At 59.8% G+C, this 23,417-nt stretch carries 23 protein-coding genes, 1 pseudogene and 2 riboswitches; of the genes and pseudogenes, 5 read left to right on the top strand and 19 right to left on the bottom strand.

Going from position 1 to position 23,417, the window contains the following annotated elements:
- Nucleotides 1-10: 10 nt before the first annotated feature.
- Nucleotides 11-484: a tRNA (cytidine(34)-2'-O)-methyltransferase gene (locus DL239_RS01810; protein WP_167681639.1), complete on the bottom strand. Its 474-nt coding sequence runs from the start codon at nt 482-484 to the stop codon at nt 11-13.
- A 353-nt stretch (nt 485-837) separates the two neighbouring features.
- On the opposite strand from DL239_RS01810, the gene DL239_RS01805 reads away from it, so the two are divergent.
- Together DL239_RS01805 and DL239_RS01800 are read left to right on the top strand one after the other, a co-directional pair.
- Entirely contained in the window at nt 838-1,617 is a 780-nt protein-coding gene (locus tag DL239_RS01805; protein ID WP_167681638.1) for an MBL fold metallo-hydrolase, read from the top strand.
- 176 nt (nt 1,618-1,793) lie between these two features.
- Entirely contained in the window at nt 1,794-2,633 is an 840-nt protein-coding gene (locus tag DL239_RS01800) for a GNAT family N-acetyltransferase (protein ID WP_167681636.1), read from the top strand.
- 162 nt (nt 2,634-2,795) lie between these two features.
- On the opposite strand, the pseudogene DL239_RS21970 reads toward DL239_RS01800, so the two are convergent.
- Together DL239_RS21970 and cobF are read right to left on the bottom strand one after the other, a co-directional pair.
- Nucleotides 2,796-4,820: pseudogene (locus tag DL239_RS21970) on the bottom strand (methyl-accepting chemotaxis protein).
- 715 nt (nt 4,821-5,535) lie between these two features.
- The gene (gene cobF / locus DL239_RS01785) at nt 5,536-6,285 is read right to left on the bottom strand and encodes a precorrin-6A synthase (deacetylating) (RefSeq protein ID WP_167681632.1); all 750 of its coding nucleotides are present in this window, start codon (nt 6,283-6,285) and stop codon (nt 5,536-5,538) included.
- A gap of 234 nt (nt 6,286-6,519) precedes the next feature.
- Between cobF and DL239_RS01780 the strand changes: the two genes are divergently transcribed.
- On the top strand, nt 6,520-6,963 hold the full coding sequence (locus DL239_RS01780) for a globin domain-containing protein (protein ID WP_240931652.1): 444 nt from the start codon (nt 6,520-6,522) through the stop codon (nt 6,961-6,963).
- A 97-nt stretch (nt 6,964-7,060) separates the two neighbouring features.
- On the opposite strand, the gene DL239_RS01775 is transcribed toward DL239_RS01780, so the two are convergent.
- The 9 genes from DL239_RS01775 to cbiE all read right to left on the bottom strand — a co-directional run bounded on the left by DL239_RS01775 (nt 7,061) and on the right by cbiE (nt 13,624).
- Nucleotides 7,061-7,561, bottom strand: a complete 501-nt coding sequence (locus tag DL239_RS01775; protein ID WP_167681630.1) for a hypothetical protein — start codon at nt 7,559-7,561, stop codon at nt 7,061-7,063.
- 61 nt (nt 7,562-7,622) lie between these two features.
- Nucleotides 7,623-8,315: a CbtA family protein gene (locus DL239_RS01770; protein ID WP_167681628.1), complete on the bottom strand. Its 693-nt coding sequence runs from the start codon at nt 8,313-8,315 to the stop codon at nt 7,623-7,625.
- Between the two features lie 3 nt (nt 8,316-8,318).
- Nucleotides 8,319-8,489, bottom strand: coding sequence for a CbtB domain-containing protein (locus tag DL239_RS01765; protein WP_167681626.1), 171 nt, complete (start codon nt 8,487-8,489; stop codon nt 8,319-8,321).
- Nucleotides 8,490-8,522: 33 nt separating this feature from the next.
- Nucleotides 8,523-8,742, bottom strand: a riboswitch (cobalamin riboswitch).
- A 168-nt stretch (nt 8,743-8,910) separates the two neighbouring features.
- The gene (locus DL239_RS01760) at nt 8,911-9,246 is read right to left on the bottom strand and encodes a DUF1636 domain-containing protein (RefSeq protein ID WP_167681624.1); all 336 of its coding nucleotides are present in this window, start codon (nt 9,244-9,246) and stop codon (nt 8,911-8,913) included.
- Nucleotides 9,243-9,965, bottom strand: a complete 723-nt coding sequence (cobA, locus tag DL239_RS01755; protein ID WP_167681622.1) for a uroporphyrinogen-III C-methyltransferase — start codon at nt 9,963-9,965, stop codon at nt 9,243-9,245. Before cobA ends, DL239_RS01760 begins: the two co-directional genes overlap by 4 nt.
- Nucleotides 9,962-11,278: a cobyrinic acid a,c-diamide synthase CobB gene (locus DL239_RS01750; protein WP_167681620.1), complete on the bottom strand. Its 1,317-nt coding sequence runs from the start codon at nt 11,276-11,278 to the stop codon at nt 9,962-9,964. The genes cobA and DL239_RS01750 overlap by 4 nt, the downstream gene beginning before the upstream one ends.
- Nucleotides 11,278-12,063, bottom strand: coding sequence for a precorrin-4 C(11)-methyltransferase (cobM, locus tag DL239_RS01745; protein ID WP_167681618.1), 786 nt, complete (start codon nt 12,061-12,063; stop codon nt 11,278-11,280). Before cobM ends, DL239_RS01750 begins: the two co-directional genes overlap by 1 nt.
- Nucleotides 12,060-12,440 (bottom strand): cobalamin biosynthesis protein, encoded by a 381-nt coding sequence (locus DL239_RS01740; RefSeq protein ID WP_167681616.1) that lies wholly within the window; start codon nt 12,438-12,440, stop codon nt 12,060-12,062. The genes cobM and DL239_RS01740 overlap by 4 nt, the downstream gene beginning before the upstream one ends.
- Complete coding sequence (gene cbiE, locus DL239_RS01735; protein ID WP_167681614.1) at nt 12,437-13,624, bottom strand: precorrin-6y C5,15-methyltransferase (decarboxylating) subunit CbiE; 1,188 nt, start codon at nt 13,622-13,624, stop codon at nt 12,437-12,439. Before cbiE ends, DL239_RS01740 begins: the two co-directional genes overlap by 4 nt.
- Here cbiE and DL239_RS01730 point away from each other — a divergent pair.
- Nucleotides 13,623-14,357 (top strand): cobalt-precorrin-6A reductase, encoded by a 735-nt coding sequence (locus DL239_RS01730; protein ID WP_167681954.1) that lies wholly within the window; start codon nt 13,623-13,625, stop codon nt 14,355-14,357. The two genes, cbiE and DL239_RS01730, sit on opposite strands and share 2 nt — an antisense overlap.
- Here DL239_RS01730 and cobJ read toward each other — a convergent pair.
- The 7 genes from cobJ to DL239_RS01695 form a co-directional block, all read right to left on the bottom strand.
- A complete protein-coding gene (gene cobJ / locus DL239_RS01725) occupies nt 14,354-15,112 on the bottom strand; it encodes a precorrin-3B C(17)-methyltransferase (RefSeq protein ID WP_167681612.1) in 759 nt (252 codons plus the stop codon). The genes DL239_RS01730 and cobJ overlap by 4 nt on opposite strands.
- Entirely contained in the window at nt 15,109-15,825 is a 717-nt protein-coding gene (cobI, locus tag DL239_RS01720; RefSeq protein WP_167681610.1) for a precorrin-2 C(20)-methyltransferase, read from the bottom strand. Before cobI ends, cobJ begins: the two co-directional genes overlap by 4 nt.
- 2 nt (nt 15,826-15,827) lie before the next feature.
- Nucleotides 15,828-16,457, bottom strand: a complete 630-nt coding sequence (locus tag DL239_RS01715; RefSeq protein ID WP_167681608.1) for a precorrin-8X methylmutase — start codon at nt 16,455-16,457, stop codon at nt 15,828-15,830.
- A gap of 1 nt (nt 16,458) precedes the next feature.
- Nucleotides 16,459-17,619: a precorrin-3B synthase gene (cobG, locus tag DL239_RS01710; RefSeq protein ID WP_167681606.1), complete on the bottom strand. Its 1,161-nt coding sequence runs from the start codon at nt 17,617-17,619 to the stop codon at nt 16,459-16,461.
- Complete coding sequence (cobN, locus tag DL239_RS01705) at nt 17,616-20,861, bottom strand: cobaltochelatase subunit CobN (RefSeq protein WP_167681604.1); 3,246 nt, start codon at nt 20,859-20,861, stop codon at nt 17,616-17,618. Before cobN ends, cobG begins: the two co-directional genes overlap by 4 nt.
- 138 nt (nt 20,862-20,999) lie before the next feature.
- Nucleotides 21,000-22,034, bottom strand: a complete 1,035-nt coding sequence (cobW, locus tag DL239_RS01700) for a cobalamin biosynthesis protein CobW (RefSeq protein WP_167681602.1) — start codon at nt 22,032-22,034, stop codon at nt 21,000-21,002.
- Nucleotides 22,035-22,038: 4 nt separating this feature from the next.
- Complete coding sequence (locus DL239_RS01695; RefSeq protein ID WP_167681600.1) at nt 22,039-22,413, bottom strand: DUF1636 family protein; 375 nt, start codon at nt 22,411-22,413, stop codon at nt 22,039-22,041.
- 95 nt (nt 22,414-22,508) lie between these two features.
- Nucleotides 22,509-22,718, bottom strand: a riboswitch (cobalamin riboswitch).
- A 51-nt stretch (nt 22,719-22,769) separates the two neighbouring features.
- Here DL239_RS01695 and cobO point away from each other — a divergent pair.
- Complete coding sequence (gene cobO / locus DL239_RS01690) at nt 22,770-23,405, top strand: cob(I)yrinic acid a,c-diamide adenosyltransferase (protein WP_167681598.1); 636 nt, start codon at nt 22,770-22,772, stop codon at nt 23,403-23,405.
- Nucleotides 23,406-23,417 lie beyond the last annotated feature (12 nt).

Below are 23,417 nucleotides of genomic sequence, written 5' to 3'. Positions count from 1 at the left end.
AAAGCCGTTTTCAACCGCCCAGTTGAGTTCGCATTGCTTGATAGACAACTGCCGTGGCTACATTTGCCAAGTTCAAAGACCGGACACGCGAGTCCAGCATCGGCAAATGAAACACCCGATCCTCCACGCCATTTAAAATCTCAGCAGGCAGGCCTTTGGATTCACATCCAAAAACCAAATAGGCATCATGTTGATAGTCAGGGGTGAAAACACTTTGTGCGCCATGTTCTTCGAAAAAATACAGGCTGTCGCGCGGCGGTTTGCGAGCGTCGACGAAACTTTGCCAGTTGTCATACTCGCACAGATTGACGTGCTTCCAGTAATCCGTTCCGGCGCGCCGCACTGATTTTTCATCAAGAGAAAACCCATAGGGTTTGATCAGGATAAGTTCCAGATTCAACGCCACACAGGTCCGCCCTATGGCTCCGGTATTGTATGGAATTTCAGGCGTCACCAATACAATTTTCATGCGGGGATCAGACATAGGGTGTTTGGGCTTTCTAAATCACTGGCCTAGGATCGGCCGATTGTTGCGCCCTGTTAGCCCATCTAGCGGGGCGGGAACAATGTCATTCTATCAGCTAGGCGAACTGGCCGGGGCCGCGGCGATGTCAGTGAAAGGTATCGGATTGCCCGATAATGTAATAAGGTGCCAATTACGATTACACCGTTGACCAAATTGAAGAGGTGGCGTGATTGGACATTGAACGTCTAGGCAATCACAGTTGCCCTGACACCATGACCCACTGCCTCGCCCTCACTTAGCAGATTTGCGATCACCGCAACATCGCAGGCTGACAAGTTGAACACATGTTTGAACCCAGACCGGAGGAAGAAATGTTTTCAAGACGCACGTTTTTACAAGCCACAGCCGCAGCCGTAGGTCCCATCGCGGTACTGCCATTTACCGCCGCCGCAGATGAAACTGCCATGGAGTTTGGCGATGGTGCCGTTCGGCTTTTCCCGATTTCCCATGCCTCGCTGGTTATCGAAACCCCACGGGGTGTGATCTACGTTGATCCGGTGGGTGATCCTGCGCAATACGCTGGTCGGCCTCCCGCCGATCTGGTGCTGATTACCCATCACCACGGCGATCACCTGAACAATGAAACGCTGGCTGCGGTGATGCGGGACGAGGCAACGCTGATTTCGAACAAGGGCGCGCAGGACAAGATGAGCGGGGATCTGGCCGCGCGTGCTCAGGTCATTGGCAACGGTGAGGCCACCAGTTTTGGGGACATCGCGATTGATGCGATCGCGGCCTATAACACCACCGAAGGGCGCCTGAAATTCCACCCGCAAGGGCGTGATAATGGCTATGTGCTGAACATCGGTGGAACACGGGTTTACCTTTCAGCTGACACCGAAGACGTGCCTGAAATGCGCGCACTAAAGGATATCGATGTTGCGCTGCTTTGCATGAACCTGCCGTTTACAATGGACATCAACGCCGCCGCCAGTGCCGTGGCTGAGTTCAAGCCATCAGTTGTGATCCCCTACCATTATCGTGGCAGGGACGGCGGCAGTCAGGACCCCATTGCCTTTGCTGCCATGCTGGACAGCGCCATCAAGGTTGAACAGGGCGACTGGTACGGCAAGGGTAAGGGGATGGTCTAAGGCGTTCTGGCGCCTATGGGATAGCTAAGCTTTTGTCTTGAGAGCAGTTTCCAGCAGCCTGCCGAAGCTGAGGCTGCTGGCAGTTTCTTTCTGTTCGTGCATATACAGATGGAGGCTATGATCATGGATTGTGGTGATAGCCTCCAAAATTGATGCACCAGACAAAGAAGCCCCAGATGTTTGAAATCCTTTCGGCCACGCATGTTACCTTTGATCAGTTGCACGAGACTATGCTGTCGTCGTTTTCGGATTATGCGATCCCGATGCAGCTAAGCCTTGGGGCGTTTGAGATGATGATGCGTCAGCGTGGCCTTGATCTGCACAGCTCGCGGGTTGCTGTTGTGGATGGTCAAGTGGCCGCCATTTGGCTGACATCGGTACGCGGATCGAAAGGCTATTTGATTTCCAGCGGGACACGGCCAGAGTTCAGGTCAAAAGGGCTTGCACGCGCAATGGCCAATGACTGCCTGGACTATCTGCGCAGCACCGGAATTCGATCCTTTCAAACCGAGGTTCTGCGCGACAACGAAACGGCTGCCGGGCTGTACTATTCCTTGGGAATGACAAAAGCACGAGCGCTTGATTGTTATACGCTACCCATATCCCAAGCGAGCAAACCGGGATCAGAACTCTTTGAGCCAGTCTATTGGCGGGACTTGGCGCCACGGGTTGCCAAGCTGCGAGACTGGGCTCCTAGTTGGCAAAACAATGATGCTTCGATGGAGGCCATTGCGGATCAGCTGCTGTGTGTGGCGATGATTGATGAGGGAGGTGAGCTGAAAGCATATGCAGCAGTTAGCCCGAACTCAGGAACGGTTCATCAATTGGCGGTCAGCAAAGATTATCGTCGGCGCGGCATGGCGCGGGCGGCACTTATAGCCATTCAGCGCCAGTTGCCCGAAACACCCCTTCGGCTGATCAACGTGCAGCAGGACGATGCGGCGTTCCGGGCGTTGATGACGTCAGTCAGCGCAACTGAAACCAGTGGTCAGTATGAGCTTTGGTTGGACCTGTGATTGCGAGGTCGCCGCTAGATTGAGCCCTTTGAAGTTGTCTTTACGAACGAGGAAACATCTGGTGGCTAAGACACCAGATGCCACTTAGTTTGGATAGTGCGGCCGCAGGGGATCATCACAGATGGTCGTCGTGGTGATCAGCCTGCGGCCGTTGCCTTGGGTTTAGAAATCTTCCCAAACGCCGACCCTGGATCCGGCAACTTTTGCGGGCTTGATTTCGATTTCTTCTTCCTGCTCCCAGTTGCCGCGCGCAGTTGGGCTGACGGGAGGAGTAGCCGTTGCCGAACGAGTGGTTCCTTTGCCAATGTTGAACTGGGACACCATGTCCGACAGCTTAGTGGCGTCGCCATTTAGCAAATGCCCTGCGGCAGTGGCCTGTTCGACCATTGCGGCGTTTTGCTGTGTCACCTGATCTAGCTGGGTGACACCAAGATTGATCTCGCCCAGACCGGTTGACTGTTCAGCAGATCCTTCGGACATTTCGGTGATGAGTTGTGAAATATGATTGACCCTATCGACGATATTGCCCAAGGCATTGCCCGCCTGACCAACCAGATCAACCCCGTTATCCACGTGCCGAGAACTATCGTTGATCAGTGACTTGATTTCGGTTGCAGCGTCCGAGGAGCGCTGCGCCAGCGCGCGTACCTCTGAGGCGACAACGGCGAACCCTCGTCCTGCTTCACCGGCGCGTGCTGCCTCTACCCCGGCATTCAGCGCCAGCAGGTTTGTCTGAAACGCGATGTCGTCGATCACACCGATGATCTGCGAAATGCGCCCGGACGATTGTTCTATTTCCTTCATTGCCGAAACGGTTTTTTGCACGACCTCGCCGCTGTTTGTCGCTTCCTGACGGGCCTCATCCATTATGGTCTCGACACTACGCGCGCCTTCCGCGGAGGATTTGACCGAGACGGTCATCTGTTCCAGTGCAGCGGCGGTTTGTTCCAGTGTGGCAGCCTGACTTTCGGTTCGGTGGGACAGATCGTCCGAGGCCTGACTGATTTCAGCAGCGCCATTGCGAATGCTGTCCGCAGCATGGACCACCTGCTCGACGGTTGTTCTTAATGTGGCGACAGTTGTGTTGAAGCTTTCGCGCAGTTGTTCGTATTCCTGTGGGAAGGCTTGGTCGATTGTGCAATCCAAATCCCGCGCTGCCAGTCGGGAAAGTTGTTGGTCGAGTTGGCCAATAACAGCGCCCCGATCTGCCACACGCTCCTGTTCGATAGAGGCAAGTTTCTCTTCGGCTTTTTGCAGCTCGGCCCGGGTTATGTTCATGGCCCGGCTCAGATTGCCGATTTCGGTTTTCGACTCCATCCCCGCAGGTTCGAAGTCGAATTCTTTGTGCGCAAGTTTATCCAGATCCTTTTGCAAGGCGCTAAGTTGTCTAGTGAACGTCAGGATAAGCCGAGCACCAATTACGGTGGTTGCCAAGATGGACAGAGTGACCAGTGATATCGTGATGAGCAGGGCGGTTCTGGCGGCCTGAGCCTCTTGTGCGGCCAGTTCGTCCATTTTGGCGGCGGTCATGTCCTCGACAGAATGCAAGTAGGTCAACCAGGTTGTGGCGAGGCTGAACCATTTCTGTGCAGTCAGGTCTGGAACCGGGCCGTTTGGTCCTGCGGCAAGAATTTCGTTGCGGATGTTTTGAAGGTTGTTTTGGCGTAACCCTTCGGCAAAATCCAGATCTGGTAGGTATTGTCCGAGCGTCAGAGCCGCAAGGCGCAGTAGCTGCGATTCTGCGGCACCTTTTTCGGCAAATTTCTGATAGGTGGGCAGTTCAAACCGGCCAAGCCCGAATCCAGTCGCGCCGGCTGCACGCTGTACACCGGCGGCTTCCTTGGCGTTGCTAAGGGCAACCATACCTGAGCCGATTTGTACAATTTGCGGGTTCTCCTGCAGAACCAGCTGCCCACCAACTTGGGTCAGGATCTAGTCGATTAGACCAGAGTAATAGGCGGCCATGTCCGGTGTGCTGATCGACAGCGCGTCGACCGAACGACGCATTTCCTGCAGTTGGGCGAATTGTGGGAATATTTCAATTGTTGACACTGGCGTTTTGTCAAAAGAGGCATCCGTTGCGCGGCGCGCTTCTTTGATTTCATTTTTGAAAACAGTTCCTTCTGACGAAATCAGACCAGCAGATTGGCCCCGTTCCACCTGAAGGAAATGCACGAGATTTATCATCGTTAGGGCGTTAAGTGTCTCAGATTGTATCGTTTTTGCGCTGCGGTACCTGGCAAAATCAGCCGAACCTTTCAAACCTCCGATAAAGACAAGAACAATAAGTGGAAGGGTAACTAGTAACAATATTTGGGATCGCAGTGTCATAACGCGATTCTCCTTTAGCGTGTAGGCGACAGGCTTTGTCTGGAAACTCCCACGTAAAGGATAATGTTCGATTACTGTAAAACATGTGTTTCGGAGTAATGTATTGATTTTAGTTGGATAAGCTGATGTCGCCTAGGGGCGCATCAGGTAACATTTATAATCCAGCCAAGACAAGTGCCGGGCCGATACAGGGGCCGATATGATGCAATTTGGCACATCTTTCAATGGCCAGAGGGCAAAAATTTTTACGTGTATTCCTGCATAGGTGGATCACAAGACCCGAACGCCTGCTGTATCAGCATTTTGGTACGAACAATCACCGTTCAGCAGGCAATTAGCGTGCTGGCGTTGCTGAGTGCAAAACCGTTTTTCTGAACTGATTTTGAGGTTCTGCGCACCGGTGCAATGGCAAGGGAATGGGGCAATCCTGATCATAATCGACGTCAACCCGAGGCAGTGATCAAATCATAGGCGCTCTGTGCGTCGTCCAGCGTTGAACGCCGTTGGTGGGCCTTGGTCGACTGATAGACTGTGACTTACTGATGGAATTGCGTCATTTGGTGCAAGCTGGCTACCGGCGCAGCAGGTAGATATCCATGATCCAGCCATGATCAGTGCGGGCCCTGGCGCGGGTTTCGATGATCTGGTCGGACACCTCGGCTAGCGGGCCAGAGATCAGGATCTCTTCTTTCATGCCAGCATAGGCGGACCACCAAATCTTTACACCGGTTGCGTCAATGCTTTGGAATGAGCATTCGCCGTCCAACATGATCACTAATGTATCTGCACTGTCCGGCCAACCTTTGTCGCGCAACTGGCGGCCGGTTGTGATGGTGAAGGGCGCACCGATTTCGTTGACGGGGATCGCATGGGATGCGGTCAGGGCCTGGATCGAGGTGATGCCGGGGATCACAGTCATTTCAACCTGCTGCTGGCGCTGCAAACGGTCGGCAATGCGCATGGTGCTGTCGTACAGCGAGGGATCACCCCAGACCAGAAAGCCAACTTTGCCACCATCGGGTAGGTGCCTGTGGATCTCATCCGACCAGACCCGTGCGATGGCATCGTGCCAGTCATCGACACGCTGGCGGTAGTCGGCGGTTTTGGGATCGCGGGTGGGCAGGTCGAATTCAGTGATTTTGACATCCCGGTTCTGGATCACCTGATCACAGATCTCGCGGCGCAGGCCTGCCAGATCATCTTTGCCCGCGCCCTTGTTGGGGATCAGGATTAGGTCAACCGTGTTCAAGGCGTTGATAGCCTGCAACGTCAGATGCTGCGGGTTGCCGGTGCCGATACCAATTAGGGTGAGGTCGATCATTTTCAGGGCCTTTCAGCATAACGGCCCCATAGGGGCCGCAAAAGTGGTTGGCATATCCAAACAGGATCAGGAGGCGCTATACAAGCGTGGTTTGACGAGTTGGAGGCATTCAGTTGATGCAGTGTCCAAGACGTTGGGCGACGTCTTGATGGCTACAATAAGAAAGACGTCTTGGCCCACCAAAAATGTGGGCGCAAATTGGACCAAAATGGGTGTTCGCGCTATATCTTAGATATGGCTGACAAGGAGAATGCCATGTCCTTTACCAAAGAAGAACTGGAGCTTTTGCACAACAGCTACGAAGAACTCAGAAAAGGTGTCGCCCTGCACCCAAGGGCGTTTTATGACGCCTTGTTTGAACACGCTCCCCAGATGCGGTCGATGTTCCGCGAGGACATCGAAGGGCAAAACATGAAGTTCATGACTACGCTTGGTGTTATTCTGACCAAACTGCAGGACGAAGATGCCGTAGACGAGCGTTTTCAGGAGCTGGGCACCAAACATGCCGAGCTGGGTGTTCAGGTCGGACATTTTCAACCCATGGAAGATGCTCTGATCGACACCCTTAAGAATGAACTAGGAGCAGGTTTCACAGCAGAGCATGATGCGCTGTGGCGCCGGGCGTTCCTGACGATTTCAGAGCGGATGATCCGCCGGGGGAATATCCCGGAACAGTAGATCGGGTCTGCAGCAACTAGATGATAGCTGTGAAGGCTCGACATGCTTTGGGGTGGGCTGCCAAGGGACGTTTGCAGACCTTGGCAAACCCAGTATCTTAGTCGACTTGAACCGTGACGGATGCTTCGACCAGTGCACCGTCAACCAGCAGGGCGCTGTGGCTGTTGGCGTTCAGCGAGACCTTTACTTCGACGTCGCCCTTGGGCAACTCGCCGATGTGCAGCCAGTTGCCATACAGACGGCCCAGTTTGGTGCCGTTGATATAGACATGCGCGTGGCCTTCACCGTCGACATCCTGTTTCGAGGCGTTTTCAGGTGAGAAGCGGAAGTTCTGCGGCATCACTTGCAGGTTCCAGCCGGCCATTGGGTCTTTGGTCAGTTTGACCTCTAATCCGGGGGCGTTTTCGCCTGCGGGCAGGTTCACTGCTGCGGCGTGGTCGTGGCTGGTCATTTCGGCATGGCTTTCGCCGCTACCGTGCTGGGCCGGATCGTTGTGATCGTGGCCTTCGAAGGTGACGCCGTTACCTGCGGCAACAACAAATCCAGCAGCGCCACCGAAAACTAGGCCGATGGCAAAAAGTGCGAGAGGGCGGGACATTCTTCTTCCTCATAAATGAAAACCCCTCCGCCAGTTCTGGCGAAGGGGGAGGTAGCTTTGATTAGGCTGAGGCCTCGGCTCGTTCACCTTCGGCTTGCCAGAAGTATCCGGCAAAGGTGCCCACCAGGGCCCATGCGGCCAGACCAACGCCAAAGGCGCGGGCGGCGAACAGGGCTCCGATCTCGGTTGGGACCGGACCTGAGAAGCTGTCAGGTTCAGGTGCGCCGATCAGATGCGGCGCCATCAACAGCGCGACGGCGATCAGGTAGCTGACTTTGTTGCCACCAAAGGCAATCAACCACATGGCAACACCGGCGGTGGCCACAGTTACTGTCCACCAGACTTGACGGTCGGCAACATCCGCTGCTGCAACACCCGGAACCTCAGGTGCAAGGGTAAAACCTGGCGCCAAGTGAAAGGCGATGAAGCCTGCAATACCCCAGATCAGACCTGTGCGGGCATTGATCACAGCACCGCGGCCTTCGGCCAGCGACATCAGCGCTACCATCACCAGCGTGTAACCGGTGTAGGTCAGCATGGTGAAGACGATGCTCAGTCCGTCGCGCATCAGGTCGAAACCCGGCAGTTCGGGATGTGCGGATACATGCGTGCCGCCGAAATGCACCAACTCACCGGTCTCATAAAGCTCGGCGTGGAGCAGAACAGGCTGCACGAATATCAACTGCAGCAGGGCGGCTATCAACCCTGCTGCAGCACCAGCGAACAACGCGCTGGTCAGAATGCGGCTATACATTGGTTAGTGGCAGGGGAAGCCAGTTGCGTGACGCACGTCATGTGCGGCGTCATGCAGGGCGGCTGCCTGTACGTGGCCAGTCAGGGTGATCACACCCAGGCCCAGAACGATAGCGAATACAGCTGGCAGAAAACCAAGGCCAGCAGCAGAAGCGTTCAGTGTTTTAGTCGTCATATTTTCTCTCCTTACCGTCACACCCGACGGCATCAATTTGCGTTCCACATGGCCGGTCTCCTGACTCGTGGGTCACAGCCAACTTTCCCCTTCCCACCGGGCAGTTGCCCGACAGTGGTTTGGAAAGCCGCTCGCCACTCACAGTCGCGGGGGCGGTTGAGGTCTCGACGCCGCGATTGGGTCCGCCGTTCCTCATTCCCGTTTCAGTCCTAACGCTTTGCGCTGTGCGGACACCATATCATGCCAATGTGCCTTATTGGGTATCGGGGGGTCAAGTTTGAAACCGACGGTTTAGGAGGGTTGTTGCGACTTACGTGCTTGTTTGAGACCAAAACGCCCGGCGGCACGCCGGGTATTGCCCGACCGCCCCCATGGGCGGGCAATTCTTGCCCACCCGCGGTCAGGCGATACCCTATGTTCGTCAGTCAATATCCGCAGGGATTCGCGCGAGGGCCTTGAACCGCAACCCACCTAGCGGGCGGGCATCGGCAAGGTTGCCGTCCTTGGTCTCGGCGAACAGGCGTAGAAACGTCAGGATGTCGGGGATATCCGCTGTTGAAACCTCGCCAAACAAATAGGCGGTCTTGCCGGGTTGGCGTACCGACAGGGCTTGCGGGCGTTTACAGCCCGACATGCAGTCAACCTGCTGCAGTTTGACCGTTAGCCCTGCGCCGGTGACGGCCTCGCGCAATTGGTCCAAGAGGGTCGGATCAGCATCGCGGCAAGTACGGCACAGGGTCAGGGTTGGGATGCTCATTCCGGTTCAGCCAAAGGCCCATAGAGGATCAGCACCGGCGCGGTGGTTTTGAGTTCGCGCAGCAGGGTTGGCAGCTCGCCTACGGTGTGATGCGACAGCTCTTGTTCCGGGGTGGAGATGGCCAGCGCCAGCATGGCGGGGGTTTCGGGGGGTAACCCATGGGTTACCAGCAGTTCCGCCAGCGCGGCAAAGGTGCGTTTGCCCATGTAGACCACAGTGGTGGCATTGGCATCGGCCAGCGCGGTCAGGTTCAGGTCTTCGGGCAGCTCTCCGGTGACGTCGTGGCCGGTGATGTATTGCAGCCGCCGCGCGGTCAGGCGGCGGGTCAGTGGGATGCCTGCCGCCGCTGCTGCTGCGGATGCGGCTGTGACGCCGGGGATGACCTCGTATTTGATACCGGCCTGGCGCAGAGCGGTGATCTCTTCCTCGAGTCGTCCAAACACGCCGGAATCGCCGGACTTTAGCCGTACAACCTTGGCACCGGACCGGGCGTAGTCCACCAGTAGTTTGCTGACGTGATCTTGTTTGGGTGAGGGCCGACCTGCGCGTTTGCCGACGCCGACCAGATCAGCGTCACGGCGGGAATGGTCCAGGATCGGGCCGGATGACAGATCGTCAAACAGTACAGCATCTGCGGCTTCCAGTCGTTTCACTGCCTTGACCGTCAGCAGGTCAGGGTCGCCGGGGCCTGAAGAGACAAAGCTGACAAAGCCGCTCATCTGCGCTCTCCGTTGATCAGGTGGAAGAAGGTGCCGGTGACATGGCCCTTGATGGAACCGGTTTCCGGCACCGGGTTGCCGTCAGCGTCAGAGACCTGCGCCAGTGGGGCGTCGGGTTCGTCCAGAATGGTCGAGTAGTGGAACTCGTGCCCGCGCAGGGCGCTGCCTGCGTCAAAGCCGGGCATGGCGGCATCCAGCACCGCGCGGCGATAGCCGAGGTGGAATTTGCGTTTCTCGTATGAGGTGACAAGGCCCAGCAGACCGGCCATCTGGTGGCGGTTGCCTTGCTTGTCGATCAGAGCTTCGCCCAAGGCCATGTAACCACCGCATTCGCCGTGCACCGGCTTGGTTTCGGCATGTTTGCGCAGGCCTGCGCGGTAGGTTTCCGCCGCAGCTAGCGCTTCGCCGTGCAGTTCGGGGTAGCCGCCGGGGAGCCAGACCAGATCGGCGTCTGGGGCGGGGGCCTCATCCGCCAATGGCGAGAACGGCAGGATCTCGGCGCCCGCGTTGCGCCAGCCTGTCAGCAGGTGCGGATAGGTGAACGAGAATGCCGCGTCGCGGGCCAGCGCGATGCGCTGTGCAGGTGGTGTGGGCAACGGTTGGGCCGTGGGGGCTGCACCGGATAGGGCGGCGGCTTTGATCGCCTCTAGATCCACGTTTTCGCGCAGGAAGGTGGCATAGCCTGAGATTGCTTCTTCCAGATCCGGGTGTTCCACCGCTTGGATCAGGCCAAGGTGGCGTTCGGGTAGGGTCAGATCACCACGACGGGGCAGCGAGCCGAGCACCTTGATGCCAGCCTTTTCCATGCCCAGCCGGGTGAGGCGTTCGTGACGGGGGCTGGCGACGCGGTTCAGGATGACGCCGGCAAAGGGCACCTCGGGGTCGTAGTTTTTGAACCCCAGTGCGGTGGCAGCGGCGGATTGTGCCTGACCACCCACATCGACAACCAGAATGACAGGCCAGCCCATGCGTTTGGCGGTTTCGGCGCTGGTACCAAAGGCGGTTTGGCCACGGGTGGCGACGCCGTCATACAGGCCCATGGAGCCTTCGCCGATGCAGATTTCTGCGCCTTCAGCCTGTCCGGCCACAGCATCCAGCAGGGTGTCGTCCATTGCCCATGTATCAAGGTTAAACGAGGCGCGTTTGGCGGCGGCGAGGTGAAAGGCCGGGTCGATATAGTCGGGGCCGGATTTGAAAGGTTGCACCGACAGGCCGTCCTCGGCAAAGGCACGCAGCAGGCCGAGCATCACGGTGGTTTTTCCAGTGCCCGAAGAGGGGGCAGAGATCATCAGGCCGGGAGGGTTTTGGGACATTATTCGGTTCCTTCCGGAAAGCGGGGATCGGTGCCGACGGGGCGATAGCGGCGGTCGTAGTCACCCGCGTACAGGCAGCTTTCGTCAAACTCCTCGGCCCCGATGGCGCGGCCCACCAGAATCAACGCAGTGCGGCCACGTTCGCCGCCGGTGGCGTCTTCCAGTGTTTCCAGCGTCGCCTTGACCACACGCTGGTCGGGCCAGGTGGCGCGCCAGACGATGGCCACGGGGCAGTCGCCGCCATAGTGGGGCGTCAGGCGAGAGATGACTTCCTCGAGCACATGCACCGAGAGGTGAATGGCTAGGGTGGCGCCGGTTTTGGCAAAGTTTTCCAGTGTTTCGCCGTCGGGCATCGACGAAGCGCGGCCTGAGGTGCGGGTCAGGATCAGCGATTGGGCGACGCCGGGCAGGGTGAGTTCTGCGCCAAGGGCTGCCGAGGCAGCGGCAAAGGCAGGGACACCGGGGGTGACGTCGTATGGAATATCCAGCGCGCGCAGGCGGCGCAGCTGTTCGCCCATGGCTGACCAGACCGATAGATCGCCGGAATGCAGGCGGGCCACGTCGTGACCGGCGTCATGTGCCGCTTTGATCTCAGCCATGATTTCATCCAGCGACATCGGCGCGGTGTTGATGATGCGGGCCCCATCTGGGCAGTGTTGCAACAGGGCCTCGGGCACCAGCGATCCAGCGTAGAGGCAGACGGGGCAGGTCGCGATCAGGTCGCGGCCGCGCAGGGTGATCAGGTCGGCGGCACCGGGGCCGGCGCCGATGAAATGTACGGTCATGTTGTCGTCCTTTGGGCAATTGCCGCAGTGGCAAGGCCATTGTCTGTAATAACGCGGGGGGCCAGCAGGCGCACGGTTGCATTCGGCTGGTCCTGTTGAGCGGCGGCCAAGGCTGCAGCCTCGGCCAGAGAACCGGTGCCAAAACGGGCTTGGATCCGGGGGGATTGGGTAGGTGTGTCGATGCCCTGAATGTCGTCGTCGGCCAGCGCGATCACTGGCAGGCCCATGTCGGTGGCCAGTTGCTGCATCTGCGGGGCGCTGGCCTTGGCCGTGATCGAGGCAAGGGCGTCAGGTTTAGAAAAACCTGTTTGCTGCAGTGCAGCGAGCAGATCGGCGGTACTGGCCGATTGGCGAAATCCGATACCGGCGATTTTCATCGGGTGACGCTCCATTGCAGGACCGGGCGCGCGCGTTCCCAGCCGCGCATAGAACCCAAGGGGCCAGCTTCGGCAATCTCGGCTTTCATTAGGTGGCCACCGTGTTGGGCATGGGCTGTCATCAACAGGGTCTCGGTTTCCAAGGTTACGCCATTGGCGATGATGCGGGTGCCGGGGGGCAGGATCTGCCACAACTGGTCCAGCAGCGCCTGCGAAGCGCCGCCGCCGATAAAGACGGTGGCGGGTAGTTCTTGTGTTTCCAGCGATTGCGGGGCCTGTCCGATAACCAGGCTCATACGGTGGGTCAGACCAAACTTTGCTGCGTTTCGGTTAATATTTTCGGACCTCTGCGTACGCTGTTCGAATATCAGCGCGCGGGCACCGGGAGCCGCGAGGCACCACTCGACTGAGATTGAGCCAGAGCCACCGCCGATGTCCCAGAGCAGTTGGCCGGGGCGCGGGGCGAGGGCTGAGAGGGTCAGGGCGCGGATCGGGCGTTTGGTGATCTGGCCGTCGTGGTGGAACACGTCGTCTGGCAGGCCAGAGGCGCGGGGTAGGCCGGGGTTGCCCATGGCGGCAAGAGCCACGGCCACTGGGGCTTGCACATCCGATAGGTCAAAGGCATCAGCACGGGCGCTGCGCACCCGCTGGTTTGGCCCGCCGAGGAGTTCCATCACAGCCATCTGTGTTTCACCGAACCCTTGTTGGGTGAGCCATGCGGCGAGTTCAGCTGGGGCAGCGCCATCGCGCAGAGTGCAGATCAGTTGGGTGTTGGGGGCCAATATGGGCAGCAGGCGCTCAAATGGTGCGGCGTGCAGGCCAAGGCAGAGCGTATCCTCGATCCGCCAGGCCATGTGGTTGGCCACCAGTGCGAATGTGGAGGGCACGGGGTATGAGGCCCACTCGCCCGGTTGCAGGTGCGAGGCCAGCGAGCCGCCTGCGCCATGCCAAAAGGGATCACCCGAGGCCAGGACGGAGACCTGTTTGCCGCGTGATTGCAGCACCGGATCAATGGAGAAGGGGACCGGCCAAGGCTGGCCTCGGTCGCCTGCATTCACCAGATCGAGGTGGCGGGGACCTCCGAAAATAAGATCGGCCTTGTCCAGCGCGGATCGGCTTGCATCTGACAGGCCGCTCAGTCCATCTTCGCCCAGACCGATAATCGACAACCAGGGATCAGACATAATGCGTATCCTTTTGCTGGGGGGCACAACCGAGGCCTCGGCGCTGGCGAAACAGCTGGCCATGGCCGGGCGGGACGCGGTGTTCAGCTATGCCGGCCGGACCGCGCGCCCGGCGTCGCAGCCGTTGCCCATGCGGCAAAGCGGGTTTGGCGGTGTGGCTGGGTTGGTTGAGTACCTTCATTGTGAAGGGATCACCCATGTGGTAGATGCCACTCATCCCTTTGCCGCGCAGATGAGCGCCAATGCAGTTGCAGCCTGCAGTGAGGCAGGTGTGGCACTCTGTGCGCTGGAGCGGCAGCCGTGGCAGGCTGGGGAAGGTGACAACTGGATCAGCGTAGGTGATATGCAGGGCGCTGTGGATGCGCTGCACGTGGAGGGCGCGCGGGTGTTTCTGGCGATTGGCAAACAGAACCTGGATATCTTTGCCGCGAAGCCGGACAACCATTATCTGTTGCGGTTGGTGGATGCACCCGAGGCGGCGTTGCCGCTGCCGGACTGCGAAGTTGTGGTGGCGCGAGGACCGTTTGATGCGGCCAGTGACCAAGCCCTGATGGCAGAACATGGGATCACCCATGTGGTGGCCAAGAATGCAGGTGGCGCGGGAGCCGAGGCCAAGCTTCAGGCCGCGCGGGCGCTGGGCGTGCCGATCGTGATGATCGACAGACCACAGGTGCCGGATCGGATGATCCTGCGCAGCGTTGGCGAGGTTATGACCTGGCTGGAGCATTCTTAGCCTTCTTTGGCGTAGCGCGGGGTGTAGACATGGCGGCCGACGCGGCGGGTGTCGGCATTGCCCACTATAACAACCGTGCGCATGTCTGCCATCTCGGCTGTGGCTTCATCTAGTGTGACGGTAGTGATCGTCTCGCCCGGTTTGGACACATCGCGGGCAAAGGAAATCAGGGTCTCGCCGCCGCAAGCCTGGCGTAGGATTTCAAGGGCGCGGCCAAACTGGTGTGGGCGGGATTTGGAGCGCGGGTTGTAGAAGCCCATGGCAAAGCCGGCCTCTCCCGCCAGGCGCAGACGTTTTTCGATCAGCGACCAGGGTTTGAGGTTATCCGAGAGGTTGATGGCAGCAAAGTCGTGGCCCATAGGAGCGCCGATCCGGGCCGAGGCCGCGAGCATGGCGGTGATGCCGGGTAGGACCTGAATGTCGAGGTTGAGCCAGTCTGGGTTATTTGCCACTTCCAGCGCTTCGAATACGGCTGAGGCCATGGCAAAGACACCGGGATCACCCGAGGAGACCACCGCGACGCGCTTGCCTGTGGCGGCCATTTCCAGCGCATGGGTGGCGCGTTCGATTTCAACCCGGTTGTCCGTGGCGTGCAGGGTCAGGCCGGGGCGTTCGGGGATGCGTTTGACGTATGGGATATAGCCGACCACGTCGGTGGCCTCAGTCAGAACCTCCTGCACCTGGGCGGTGACCATGGATTCGTTGCCTGGGCCAAGGCCAACAATCTTGACCCATCCTGTTGCTGTCTGGGTCATGGGCGGCGTCCCTGGCCGTGTAGGATGACAATCGAGAAATAGGGCACTTTACCAGTGACCTCGGTGAGTTTCTGCACGGTTTGGTCACTCATGGTGCCGCGTTCAACCAGCCATGCGTCGTTGAGCCGTCCGGCGCGTTCCAAGGCGCGGCGCAGCTTGGGCAGGTTGCGGCCGATCTTCATGATCACCAAGGCATCCGTATTGGCGGCGCGGGTGGCCAGATCGTCCTCGGATAGGGTGGCCATGGCGACAGTCAGCACGTCGTCACCCCAGGTGATGGGCTGGCCAGTGGCGGTCCAGCAGCCGGACATGCCGGTGATACCTGGAATGATCTCGACCTCGGCGCGGTGTTCGAGCCGGATGTGCAGATGCATGAAGGAACCATAGAGGAACGGGTCGCCCTCGCAGAGCACCACGACATCGTCGGTTTTGGCCATCTCGGCCAATGTGTCGGCCCATTCGTCGTAAAAGGCGCCGAGGATGCGGTTGTATTCCGGATCGGTGAAGTGGATCTCAGTCGTGACGGGGTATTCCATCGGATATTCCGCTGCGCCCTCGGGCAGCATGCCGTCGACCAGACGGCGGGCCTGGCCCTCGTAGCCGGCCTTGCGGAAGTAGGCGATGTGGCGTGCGCCCTGAAGGGCGCGGTACGAGCGTAAGCTCATCAGGTCGGGGTCGCCGGGGCCGAGGCCTGCGCAGATGATTTTACCCATGGTTACTCTTTCCAGCTGGCAAGCGCGTTGACGGCGGCGACGGTGATGGCGGATCCGCCCAGGCGCCCTTGTACGATCATCGAGGGCACTGGCAAGTCTTTCATCAGTGCGTCCTTGGATTCCATTGCACCGACAAAGCCAACCGGGCAGCCGATGATTGCGGCGGGGCGCGGGCAGGATGGGTCTTGCAGCATGTTCAGCAGGTGGAACAGGGCGGTGGGGGCGTTGCCGATAGCGACCACGGCGCCGTCCAGTTTGGGACGCCAGAGTTCCAGCGCGGCAGCAGACCGTGTGTTGGACATTTCCTTGGCCATATCCGGCACCTTAGGATCGCGCAGGGTGCAGATCACCTCGTTATTTGCGGGAAGGCGCGTGCGGGTGATGCCCTCAGACACCATATAGGCGTCGCACAGGATTGGGGCACCGGCGGCCAGTGCGGCGCGGGCGGTTTCAGCCATACCTTCGGAGAAACGGATGTGTTCCTCGAGCCCGACCATGCCGGCGGCGTGGATCATGCGAACGGCGACGCTTTCCTCGTCCTTGTTGAAGCGGGCCAGATCGGCCTCACCCCGGATGGTGGCAAAGCTTTCGGCGTAGATGGCGGCGCCGTTGGTTTCATAGGTGTGGAGCATGTTAGCTGCCCTTTGTCAGAAGATCGGGAGAGGCGCGTAAGTCAGCAGCGCTCAGATGTGTTTTGGCGGGGGGATCCGAGGCTTTGCCGTTGCGGATCAGGTTGAATGTGTCAGCGCCTGTGGCGGTCAGGGTGAGCGGTGCGGCGGCGGGGTGGGCGCAGCCCTTGGCACAGCCGGATAGGTGCAGGGGCGATTTGGCCGGGACGTGAGGAGCCAGATCACGGGCCAGTTGCCGGGTGGGCGAGAGCGCCTGAGTGCAACCGGGTGCGCCGGTGCAGACGCTCACCCGCAGGCGGGGATCTGTTGCGTCAAGGATCAGGCCGGGCAGTGGCGCGAGGTTGCTGGCGCCTTCGACCAGAAGTGCGCGCCATGGGGTGAGTCGTAGGGCACGGTGGGTGGCGAGCTGGGCGTAGCTGGTGGCGGGGATCTGGCCGAATTCCAGCCCTACGAGCTGTCCGGTGGCGGTTTGGCCCAGAATTGGGCGTTCTGCGGGGGAACCAAGGTTCGCCACATGCGCCGAGGGTGGACCGCGGCGCGCGATGAGGGTTTTCATTCTGCCACGCCCGTCGGGCGCGCCGCCATGGGCAAGGAACCAGTGGGCAAGCGAGAGGGCTTCTTTGACGGCGGTGGCAGCGGTCACGGGCAGACCGGTTTCCGCTCTGTCTGCGATAAGGACTAGGCCATCAGAGTTGCGTTCGATGCGGATGTCGGCGGCGGTGTCGCGCAAGACTGGGGAGGGCCCGGTGTCTATGGCAAAGCCGAATTTTCCCGGTAGGCTGAGATCTGTGGCGGCGGTCAGGGCGTTGCTGAGCTGTTGGCCTAGCTTGTGGGTTTCATCGCCTTGGTTCCAGAATGGAGTGATCAATACATTGCGGCGGGCTTCGGTGGCGGCATCTGTGTCAACCAACCCTAAGTCTTGCAGGGCGGCGATCAGGATGGGGTGATCTTTCTCACTCACGCCGCGCATTTGCAGGTTGGCGCGGGCAGATAGGTCGAGCAATCCGTTACCATAGCGTTGGGATAGATCTGCCACCGCCTGCGCTTGATCAGAAGTGAGCCGTCCCAGAGGCGCGCGGATGCGGACCACCAGCCCGTCGCCCGACATCATCGGGCGTAGGGCGCCGGGGCACCAGCCGTAGACCTTGGGAGCAACTTCACTCATGCCGCACCTTCTAGCTCGGCCATGATGGAATTGCGGCGGGTGCTCCAGAGGCCTGCGTCAAACAGGGCGCGGAAGCGGTCACGCATGGCTTGCAGGGCCTGCGGGTTTTCGGCCTCCATGAACTCCACCAGATCCTCACGGCCCAGGGTAGCCTCGAAATACAGATCAAACAGATGCGGCTGCACCACCTGCGCCAGATGGGCAAAGGCGGCCATGTGATCCAGGGTGGCGGCAATCTCGGCGCCGCCACGAAAGCCATGCTCCATCATAGATGTAGCCCAGTCGGGGTTGGCAGCGCGGGCGCGAGTGACGCGGGCGATTTCCTCACCCAGCGATCGCGCCTTGGGCTGGTCGGGGCGGGTGGCGTCCATGTGATAAAGCGCCGGGGTGGATTGGCCGATACGGGCCATGGCGGCGGCAAAGCCCGCCTCGTGCGCGGCATAGTCCGAGGCGACCAGAAGATCGGTTTCGGGCAGGTCCTGCAGGTGGACAAAGCTGTCGGCAGTTTGAAGGCGGGTTTCCAGCGCTTCGCGGGCCGGGGCAATGTCACCCTTGGCGTCGATGGCGTGAGAGGAGGCGTTGAGCCACGCCTCGCCTGCCGCTTCACGGGCGCTGTCAGTGTAGGTTTCCAGATGCGCGCCCATGTTGAGGCCATACTGACCCGGTTTGGGGCCAAAGACGCGGGGGGTTTGGTCCAGATATGGGTTGTCGCTAGCTGTTTCTTCGCGGGTTGCCAGGGTTGCGGCGGCAGCTTCGAACATCTGGGCCAGGCCGGGGAAGACATCGCGGAACAGGCCGGAAACGCGCAAGGTCACATCAATGCGGGGTCGACCGAGCAGAGCCAGTGGGATCACCTCGAACCCCGAGACACGTTCGGAATTGTCATCCCATTTGGGGGCAAGGCCCGCGAGATGCAGGGCCATGGCAAATTCCTCGCCAGCGGTGCGCATGGTGGCCGAGCCCCAGAGATCGATCACCAGCCCGCGGGGCCAGTCGCCGTGGTCTTGGAGGTGGCGGCGCAGCAGCTCTTCTGCCAGTTTGACCCCTTGGGCCTGCGCCGCCCGCGAGGGTACCGCGCGTGGGTCGGTGGTAAAGAGGTTGCGCCCGGTGGGCAGCACATCCGCGCGGCCCCGGAAAGGTGAGCCGGAGGGGCCGGGAGCGACCAGCTGGCCGTTTAGGGCCGCGAGCAGACCGGTTTTCTCGGCCTCGCCACAGTCGCCGGTGCCAAAGATATGCAGGCCCTCGCCATACTGACTTTCTTTGATGTCGCAGACAAAGGCATCAATGCGGGTGAGCGCCTCGGCGGCGGAGCTGTCGTCGTTTAGGCCCAGATCAGCCTCGACCCCGGTGGCCTGCGCCTCGCCCCGGATGTCGATGATCAGGCGGTCGCGGCGGGCGGGGTCCAGACCTTCGGCGGTGGAGTATTCATCCAGCAGGCTTTCGAGCCGTCCCATGCCTTGGGGCAGCGATGTTTGGGCCAGTGGCGGCGGCAGGTGGCCAAGGGTCACGGCCCCGATGCGGCGCTTGGCCTGGGCGGCCTCGCCGGGGTCGTTGACGATAAAGGGGTAGATGACGGGCAGGGTGCCGGCTAGAGCTTCGGGCCAGCAGGCGGAAGACAGCGCGACAGATTTACCGGGCAGCCATTCAAGCGTGCCGTGGGCGCCGATGTGAACCACCGCGTCCATCTGTGTCTGTAGCCAGAGATAGAAAGCGACGTAGGCATGGCGTGGGGTACGTTCGACATCGTGGTAGTCGTCGATGCGGCTGGCGACGTCGCCGCGTTCGGGTTGCAGGGCGATCAGAGCTTTGCCGGAGTGTAGGGCGCGGAAGTGGAAGGCATTGTCGGCAAAATCGGGGTCTGACTGCGGGTCGCCCCAGGCTTGGGCCAGATCGTCTTGCAAGGATTGCGGGAGGCGAGACAGGGCGTTCAGGTAGTTCTTGAGCGGGAAGCTCAGGGTTTCTGTCATCAGGCGTGGGGCGAGATCGCCAGGATGTTCTACAACATAACCCTGTTCATGCAGCGAAGTCAGGATGTTCTCGGCCGAGGCCAGCGCATCCAACCCTACCGCGTGGGCCAGTTGATAGTCTTTGCCGGGGTAGGTGGACAGGATCAGCGCCAGCTTTTTGTCGGCGTTGGGTTTGGTTGACAGTTGGTGCCAGCCCATGACCCGGTCGACCACAGCCGTGACGCGGTTGGCGTCGGCTTGGTGGGCAAAGCGCGAGTATTGCAGGTCGGGGTCTTTGCGGCCCGGGGATTTGAAACTGACCACACCAGCAAAGATGCGGCCGTCAACCTCGGGCAGGACCACATGCATGGCGAGATCGGCGGGTGAGAGGCCACGGGTGGCGCTGTCCCAGTCCTTGCGTCGCGCGGTGGAGAGGGCGACTTGATGGACCGGGCAGCCCGTTGTGTTGAGCGGTGAGGCATTACCGTCGCTGCCGATTGCCGAGAATGCCGTGGCGTTGATGATCGCTGAAGGAGTCAGTTGCGGCAGGGTTTCGCGCAGCCACTTGGATGTAGCGGGGGCCTTGAGGCTGGCGGCGAAGATGCCATAGGCGGCAAAGCCCCGGCTGCGTAGCTCGGTGATCAGAGCGTCAATCGGTGCGGTGTCGGCTGCGGTTAGGTATGAGCGGTAGAAGCTGACTAGGAACAGAGGTTTGTTGTCAGCGTCGATTGCGGAGACGACACCTTTCTCTGGGTCGTAGAATCCATGTTCGGGGGTGGATTTTAGGCCAAGAACTGGGCTGGCATAAAGACCGGCTGCAAGGGAAAGCTGTGCGAGGGCGGCCTGAGCGGCGACGGCGCCTCCAGCGTCGCACAGGGATTGCAGGCGGCGCAGGGTTGAAACTGGTAGGGTCGATAGCTCGTCTAGGCGGGGATCTTCGCGGCCATCGGCGGGGAGAATGGCCAGGGCGATGCTGTTGCGGCGGGCGAGATCCTGCAGGGTAGCAAGGCCATAGGACCAGTAGCTTTCACCGCCGATCAGGCGAACGAGGATGCCCTTGACGCCCTCGAGTGTTTGCTCGGCGTAGACGTCGACAGACAGCGGGTGTTTCAGGGCAACCAGATTGGCTAGGCGCAGCGAGGGCAAAGAGCCGTCAGCGCGGTGCCAGCCTGCCGCAAAGGCGCCAAGGTCGCTGTCGGAGAAGGACAGCACCACCAGATCAGCCGGGGTTTGGCCCAGATCCTGTGGGGTCTCACTTTCTTCGAGACCGTGGCTTTCGCGGAAGACGACGTGCATATGCGTTAAACCCTTGGGGTGCTTAGATGATAGTGATGTTTTTGCCCGGCCGATAGGTCGGGCGCGCCTGACCTTCCCCCCGGGAAGGCGCTTTGCACCTCCCCAAGGTCAGGCGGGCCCTATCTATCTTTGGCAGCATCAGGCTCCCAGTGCGGCGTGGATGGCGGCGGTGTCGATGTTGTCGTGCTCGGCAATCACCACCAGCTGGGTGCGGCGGGTGTCGCTGCCCCAAGGCTTGTCATATTGCGCGCGCAGGCGTTCGCCCACGGCCTGTACCAGCATCCGCATTGGTTTTCCTTCGACCGCTACATAGCCTTTGACGCGCAGGATGTTGCGCTCGCGGGCGAGTTTGATGATCGCATCTTGCAATGCCTGCGGATCGGCCACTTCGCCCATTTCGACTACAATGCTTTCAAAATCGTCATGCTCGTGATCGTGGTGGCCATCGTGATGAGATGGACGTGCGTCCAAATCGTCCTCGGCTGCCGCATTCAGGCCCAGCACAACACGGGGATCAATCACACCTTCGGTCATGGGCAGGATTGGCAGCTTGCGGGGGCTTTCCTTTTCGATCACGGCGCGGGCAGTGGCTAGGCCATCTTCGCCTGCCAGATCAGCCTTGGACAGCAGAATGATGTCAGCGCAGGAAATCTGATCTTCGAACACCTCGGAAAGCGGAGTTTCGTGGTCTAGGCTGTCATCGGCGTCGCGCTGCGCCTGTACTGCGTCCAGATCAGGCGCAAACTGGCCGCTGGCGACGGCTTCGGCATCGGCCAGGGCGATCACACCGTCCACGGTGATACGCGAGCGGATGGCGGGCCATTCAAAGGCTTTGAGCAGCGGCTTGGGCAGCGCCAGACCTGAGGTTTCGATCAGGATATGCTCGGGCGGCTGCGGCAGAGCCATCAGCGCCTCGATTGTCGGGATGAAGTCATCGGCCACGGTGCAGCAGATGCAGCCATTGGCCAGTTCGACAATGTTGTTCTCGGGGCAGTTTTCATCGGCGCAGGACTTCAGGATGTCACCATCAACACCGGCGGTACCAAATTCGTTGACCAATACGCCCAAACGCTTGCCCTGTGGGTTTTGCATCAGGTGGCGGATCAGTGTGGTCTTGCCCGCGCCCAGAAATCCGGTGACGACTGTGACGGGGATCTTGTTGAGATCGCTCATGTATTTACTCCTCAGAAGGGGTGTCGACCGGTGGAATGCGGGCGATGGATTGTTTGCGGAAGACGACGGGGCGTTCGCGCCATGGGACGAGGCCGTCCTCGGTGGCGGCATAGGCGGCGGCACCTGCGATGATTTCTTCGACATGTTCGTTGGGATCAAGGTCGCCGTAAACATAGGTCCAGCGTTTGTCGCCGCCGCTAAGCACCATGGAACAGCCGCGTTTGCAGGCGGAGAGGCATTCGACGCCGCGGATGTTCACGCCTTCGGGTACTTCGGTTTCTTTCAGTGCTTCGAGCAGGATGGATCCCGGACGCGTGGCGTCGGGGTCAACATCTGCGCGGCGGCAGGTTGTACAGACAGTTAGTGTTACATCACCCATAGGGGGCCATCTCCTTGTGGTGACAAAAAGGGTAAGGCCAGAAGGGGGACCCGTGGTGTGGGAGCCCTCAACCGGTTGCGAAACACCCCGTTCGCCCGTTGATCATTTTGTTGGCAGGTCTCCCGGCTTGCGGAGTCAAAAGGCCAAGGCGGCCTTTGTGCGGTTCTCTTGCCTTCCCGGCTTAGGCCAGTGGCATCAGAGACCTCTCCGGTCACGGTCGCGGGGGCGGCTGTGCTTGCGCATATTCGCGCATCACATTCCCTCTTCGCCTGTTAAAAACAGGAACCAACAAAACCCCCTTGCGTCATCCCCCATGTCCTTGTCAAGTCATAGCTGGAATCAGCAGGAGACTCGCCGTGAGTGATACCCCGAAAAAAGAAGCGCCCATCGATGATGAGGCCCGCCACGCAGCCAAGATGGCCAAGAAAAAGGCGGCGCGTGATCGGATGATGGCGACCAAGGATGGTGAGAAGGGGCTGATCATCATTCACACCGGGCCGGGCAAGGGTAAATCCAGTTCCGGCTTTGGCATGATCATGCGCTGTATCGCGCACAAGATGCCTTCGGCTGTGGTGCAGTTTATCAAGGGCGGATGGCAGACCGGCGAACGCACCCTGATCGAAGAGAACTTCGCTGACCTGTGTCAGTTCTATGCGATGGGCGAGGGCTTTACCTGGGAGACGCAGGATAAAGCACGCGATATTGCAGCGGCGCAGGCGGGCTGGGAAAAGGCCAAGGAAATGATCCGGGATGAACGCAACACCATGGTGCTGCTGGATGAGATCAACATTGCGCTGCGGTATGAGTATCTGGATCTGGCCGAGGTGGTCGAGTTTCTGGAGACCGAGAAACCGCCGATGACCCATGTGGTGCTGACGGGGCGTAACGCCAAGGAAGAGCTGATCGAGATTGCTGATCTGGTGACCGAGATGGGGCAGATCAAGCATCCATTCCGCGCGGGTATCAAGGCGCAGAAGGGTGTTGAGTTTTAAGTCTATAACCGC

The sequence above is a fragment of the Parasedimentitalea denitrificans genome (assembly GCF_011813015.1).
GTDB classification, from domain to species: domain Bacteria; phylum Pseudomonadota; class Alphaproteobacteria; order Rhodobacterales; family Rhodobacteraceae; genus Parasedimentitalea; species Parasedimentitalea denitrificans.
Note: the sequence above shows the minus strand (reverse complement) of the source record. Positions and strands in the feature narration are given on the sequence as shown.

Bases quoted from the DNA above. Each gene is read 5' to 3' on its own strand.
- DL239_RS01810 (WP_167681639.1), bottom strand. From the start codon at position 484: ATGTCTGATCCCCGCATGAAAATTGTATTGGTGACGCCTGAAATTCCA.
- DL239_RS01805 (WP_167681638.1), top strand. From the start codon at position 838: ATGTTTTCAAGACGCACGTTTTTACAAGCCACAGCCGCAGCCGTAGGT.
- DL239_RS01800 (WP_167681636.1), top strand. From the start codon at position 1,794: ATGTTTGAAATCCTTTCGGCCACGCATGTTACCTTTGATCAGTTGCAC.
- cobF (WP_167681632.1), bottom strand. From the start codon at position 6,285: ATGATCGACCTCACCCTAATTGGTATCGGCACCGGCAACCCGCAGCAT.
- DL239_RS01780 (WP_240931652.1), top strand. From the start codon at position 6,520: ATGGCTGACAAGGAGAATGCCATGTCCTTTACCAAAGAAGAACTGGAG.
- DL239_RS01775 (WP_167681630.1), bottom strand. From the start codon at position 7,561: ATGTCCCGCCCTCTCGCACTTTTTGCCATCGGCCTAGTTTTCGGTGGC.
- DL239_RS01770 (WP_167681628.1), bottom strand. From the start codon at position 8,315: ATGTATAGCCGCATTCTGACCAGCGCGTTGTTCGCTGGTGCTGCAGCA.
- DL239_RS01765 (WP_167681626.1), bottom strand. From the start codon at position 8,489: ATGACGACTAAAACACTGAACGCTTCTGCTGCTGGCCTTGGTTTTCTG.
- DL239_RS01760 (WP_167681624.1), bottom strand. From the start codon at position 9,246: ATGAGCATCCCAACCCTGACCCTGTGCCGTACTTGCCGCGATGCTGAT.
- cobA (WP_167681622.1), bottom strand. From the start codon at position 9,965: ATGAGCGGCTTTGTCAGCTTTGTCTCTTCAGGCCCCGGCGACCCTGAC.
- DL239_RS01750 (WP_167681620.1), bottom strand. From the start codon at position 11,278: ATGTCCCAAAACCCTCCCGGCCTGATGATCTCTGCCCCCTCTTCGGGC.
- cobM (WP_167681618.1), bottom strand. From the start codon at position 12,063: ATGACCGTACATTTCATCGGCGCCGGCCCCGGTGCCGCCGACCTGATC.
- DL239_RS01740 (WP_167681616.1), bottom strand. From the start codon at position 12,440: ATGAAAATCGCCGGTATCGGATTTCGCCAATCGGCCAGTACCGCCGAT.
- cbiE (WP_167681614.1), bottom strand. From the start codon at position 13,624: ATGTCTGATCCCTGGTTGTCGATTATCGGTCTGGGCGAAGATGGACTG.
- cobJ (WP_167681612.1), bottom strand. From the start codon at position 15,112: ATGACCCAGACAGCAACAGGATGGGTCAAGATTGTTGGCCTTGGCCCA.
- cobI (WP_167681610.1), bottom strand. From the start codon at position 15,825: ATGGGTAAAATCATCTGCGCAGGCCTCGGCCCCGGCGACCCCGACCTG.
- DL239_RS01715 (WP_167681608.1), bottom strand. From the start codon at position 16,457: ATGCTCCACACCTATGAAACCAACGGCGCCGCCATCTACGCCGAAAGC.
- cobG (WP_167681606.1), bottom strand. From the start codon at position 17,619: ATGAGTGAAGTTGCTCCCAAGGTCTACGGCTGGTGCCCCGGCGCCCTA.
- cobN (WP_167681604.1), bottom strand. From the start codon at position 20,861: ATGCACGTCGTCTTCCGCGAAAGCCACGGTCTCGAAGAAAGTGAGACC.
- cobW (WP_167681602.1), bottom strand. From the start codon at position 22,034: ATGAGCGATCTCAACAAGATCCCCGTCACAGTCGTCACCGGATTTCTG.
- DL239_RS01695 (WP_167681600.1), bottom strand. From the start codon at position 22,413: ATGGGTGATGTAACACTAACTGTCTGTACAACCTGCCGCCGCGCAGAT.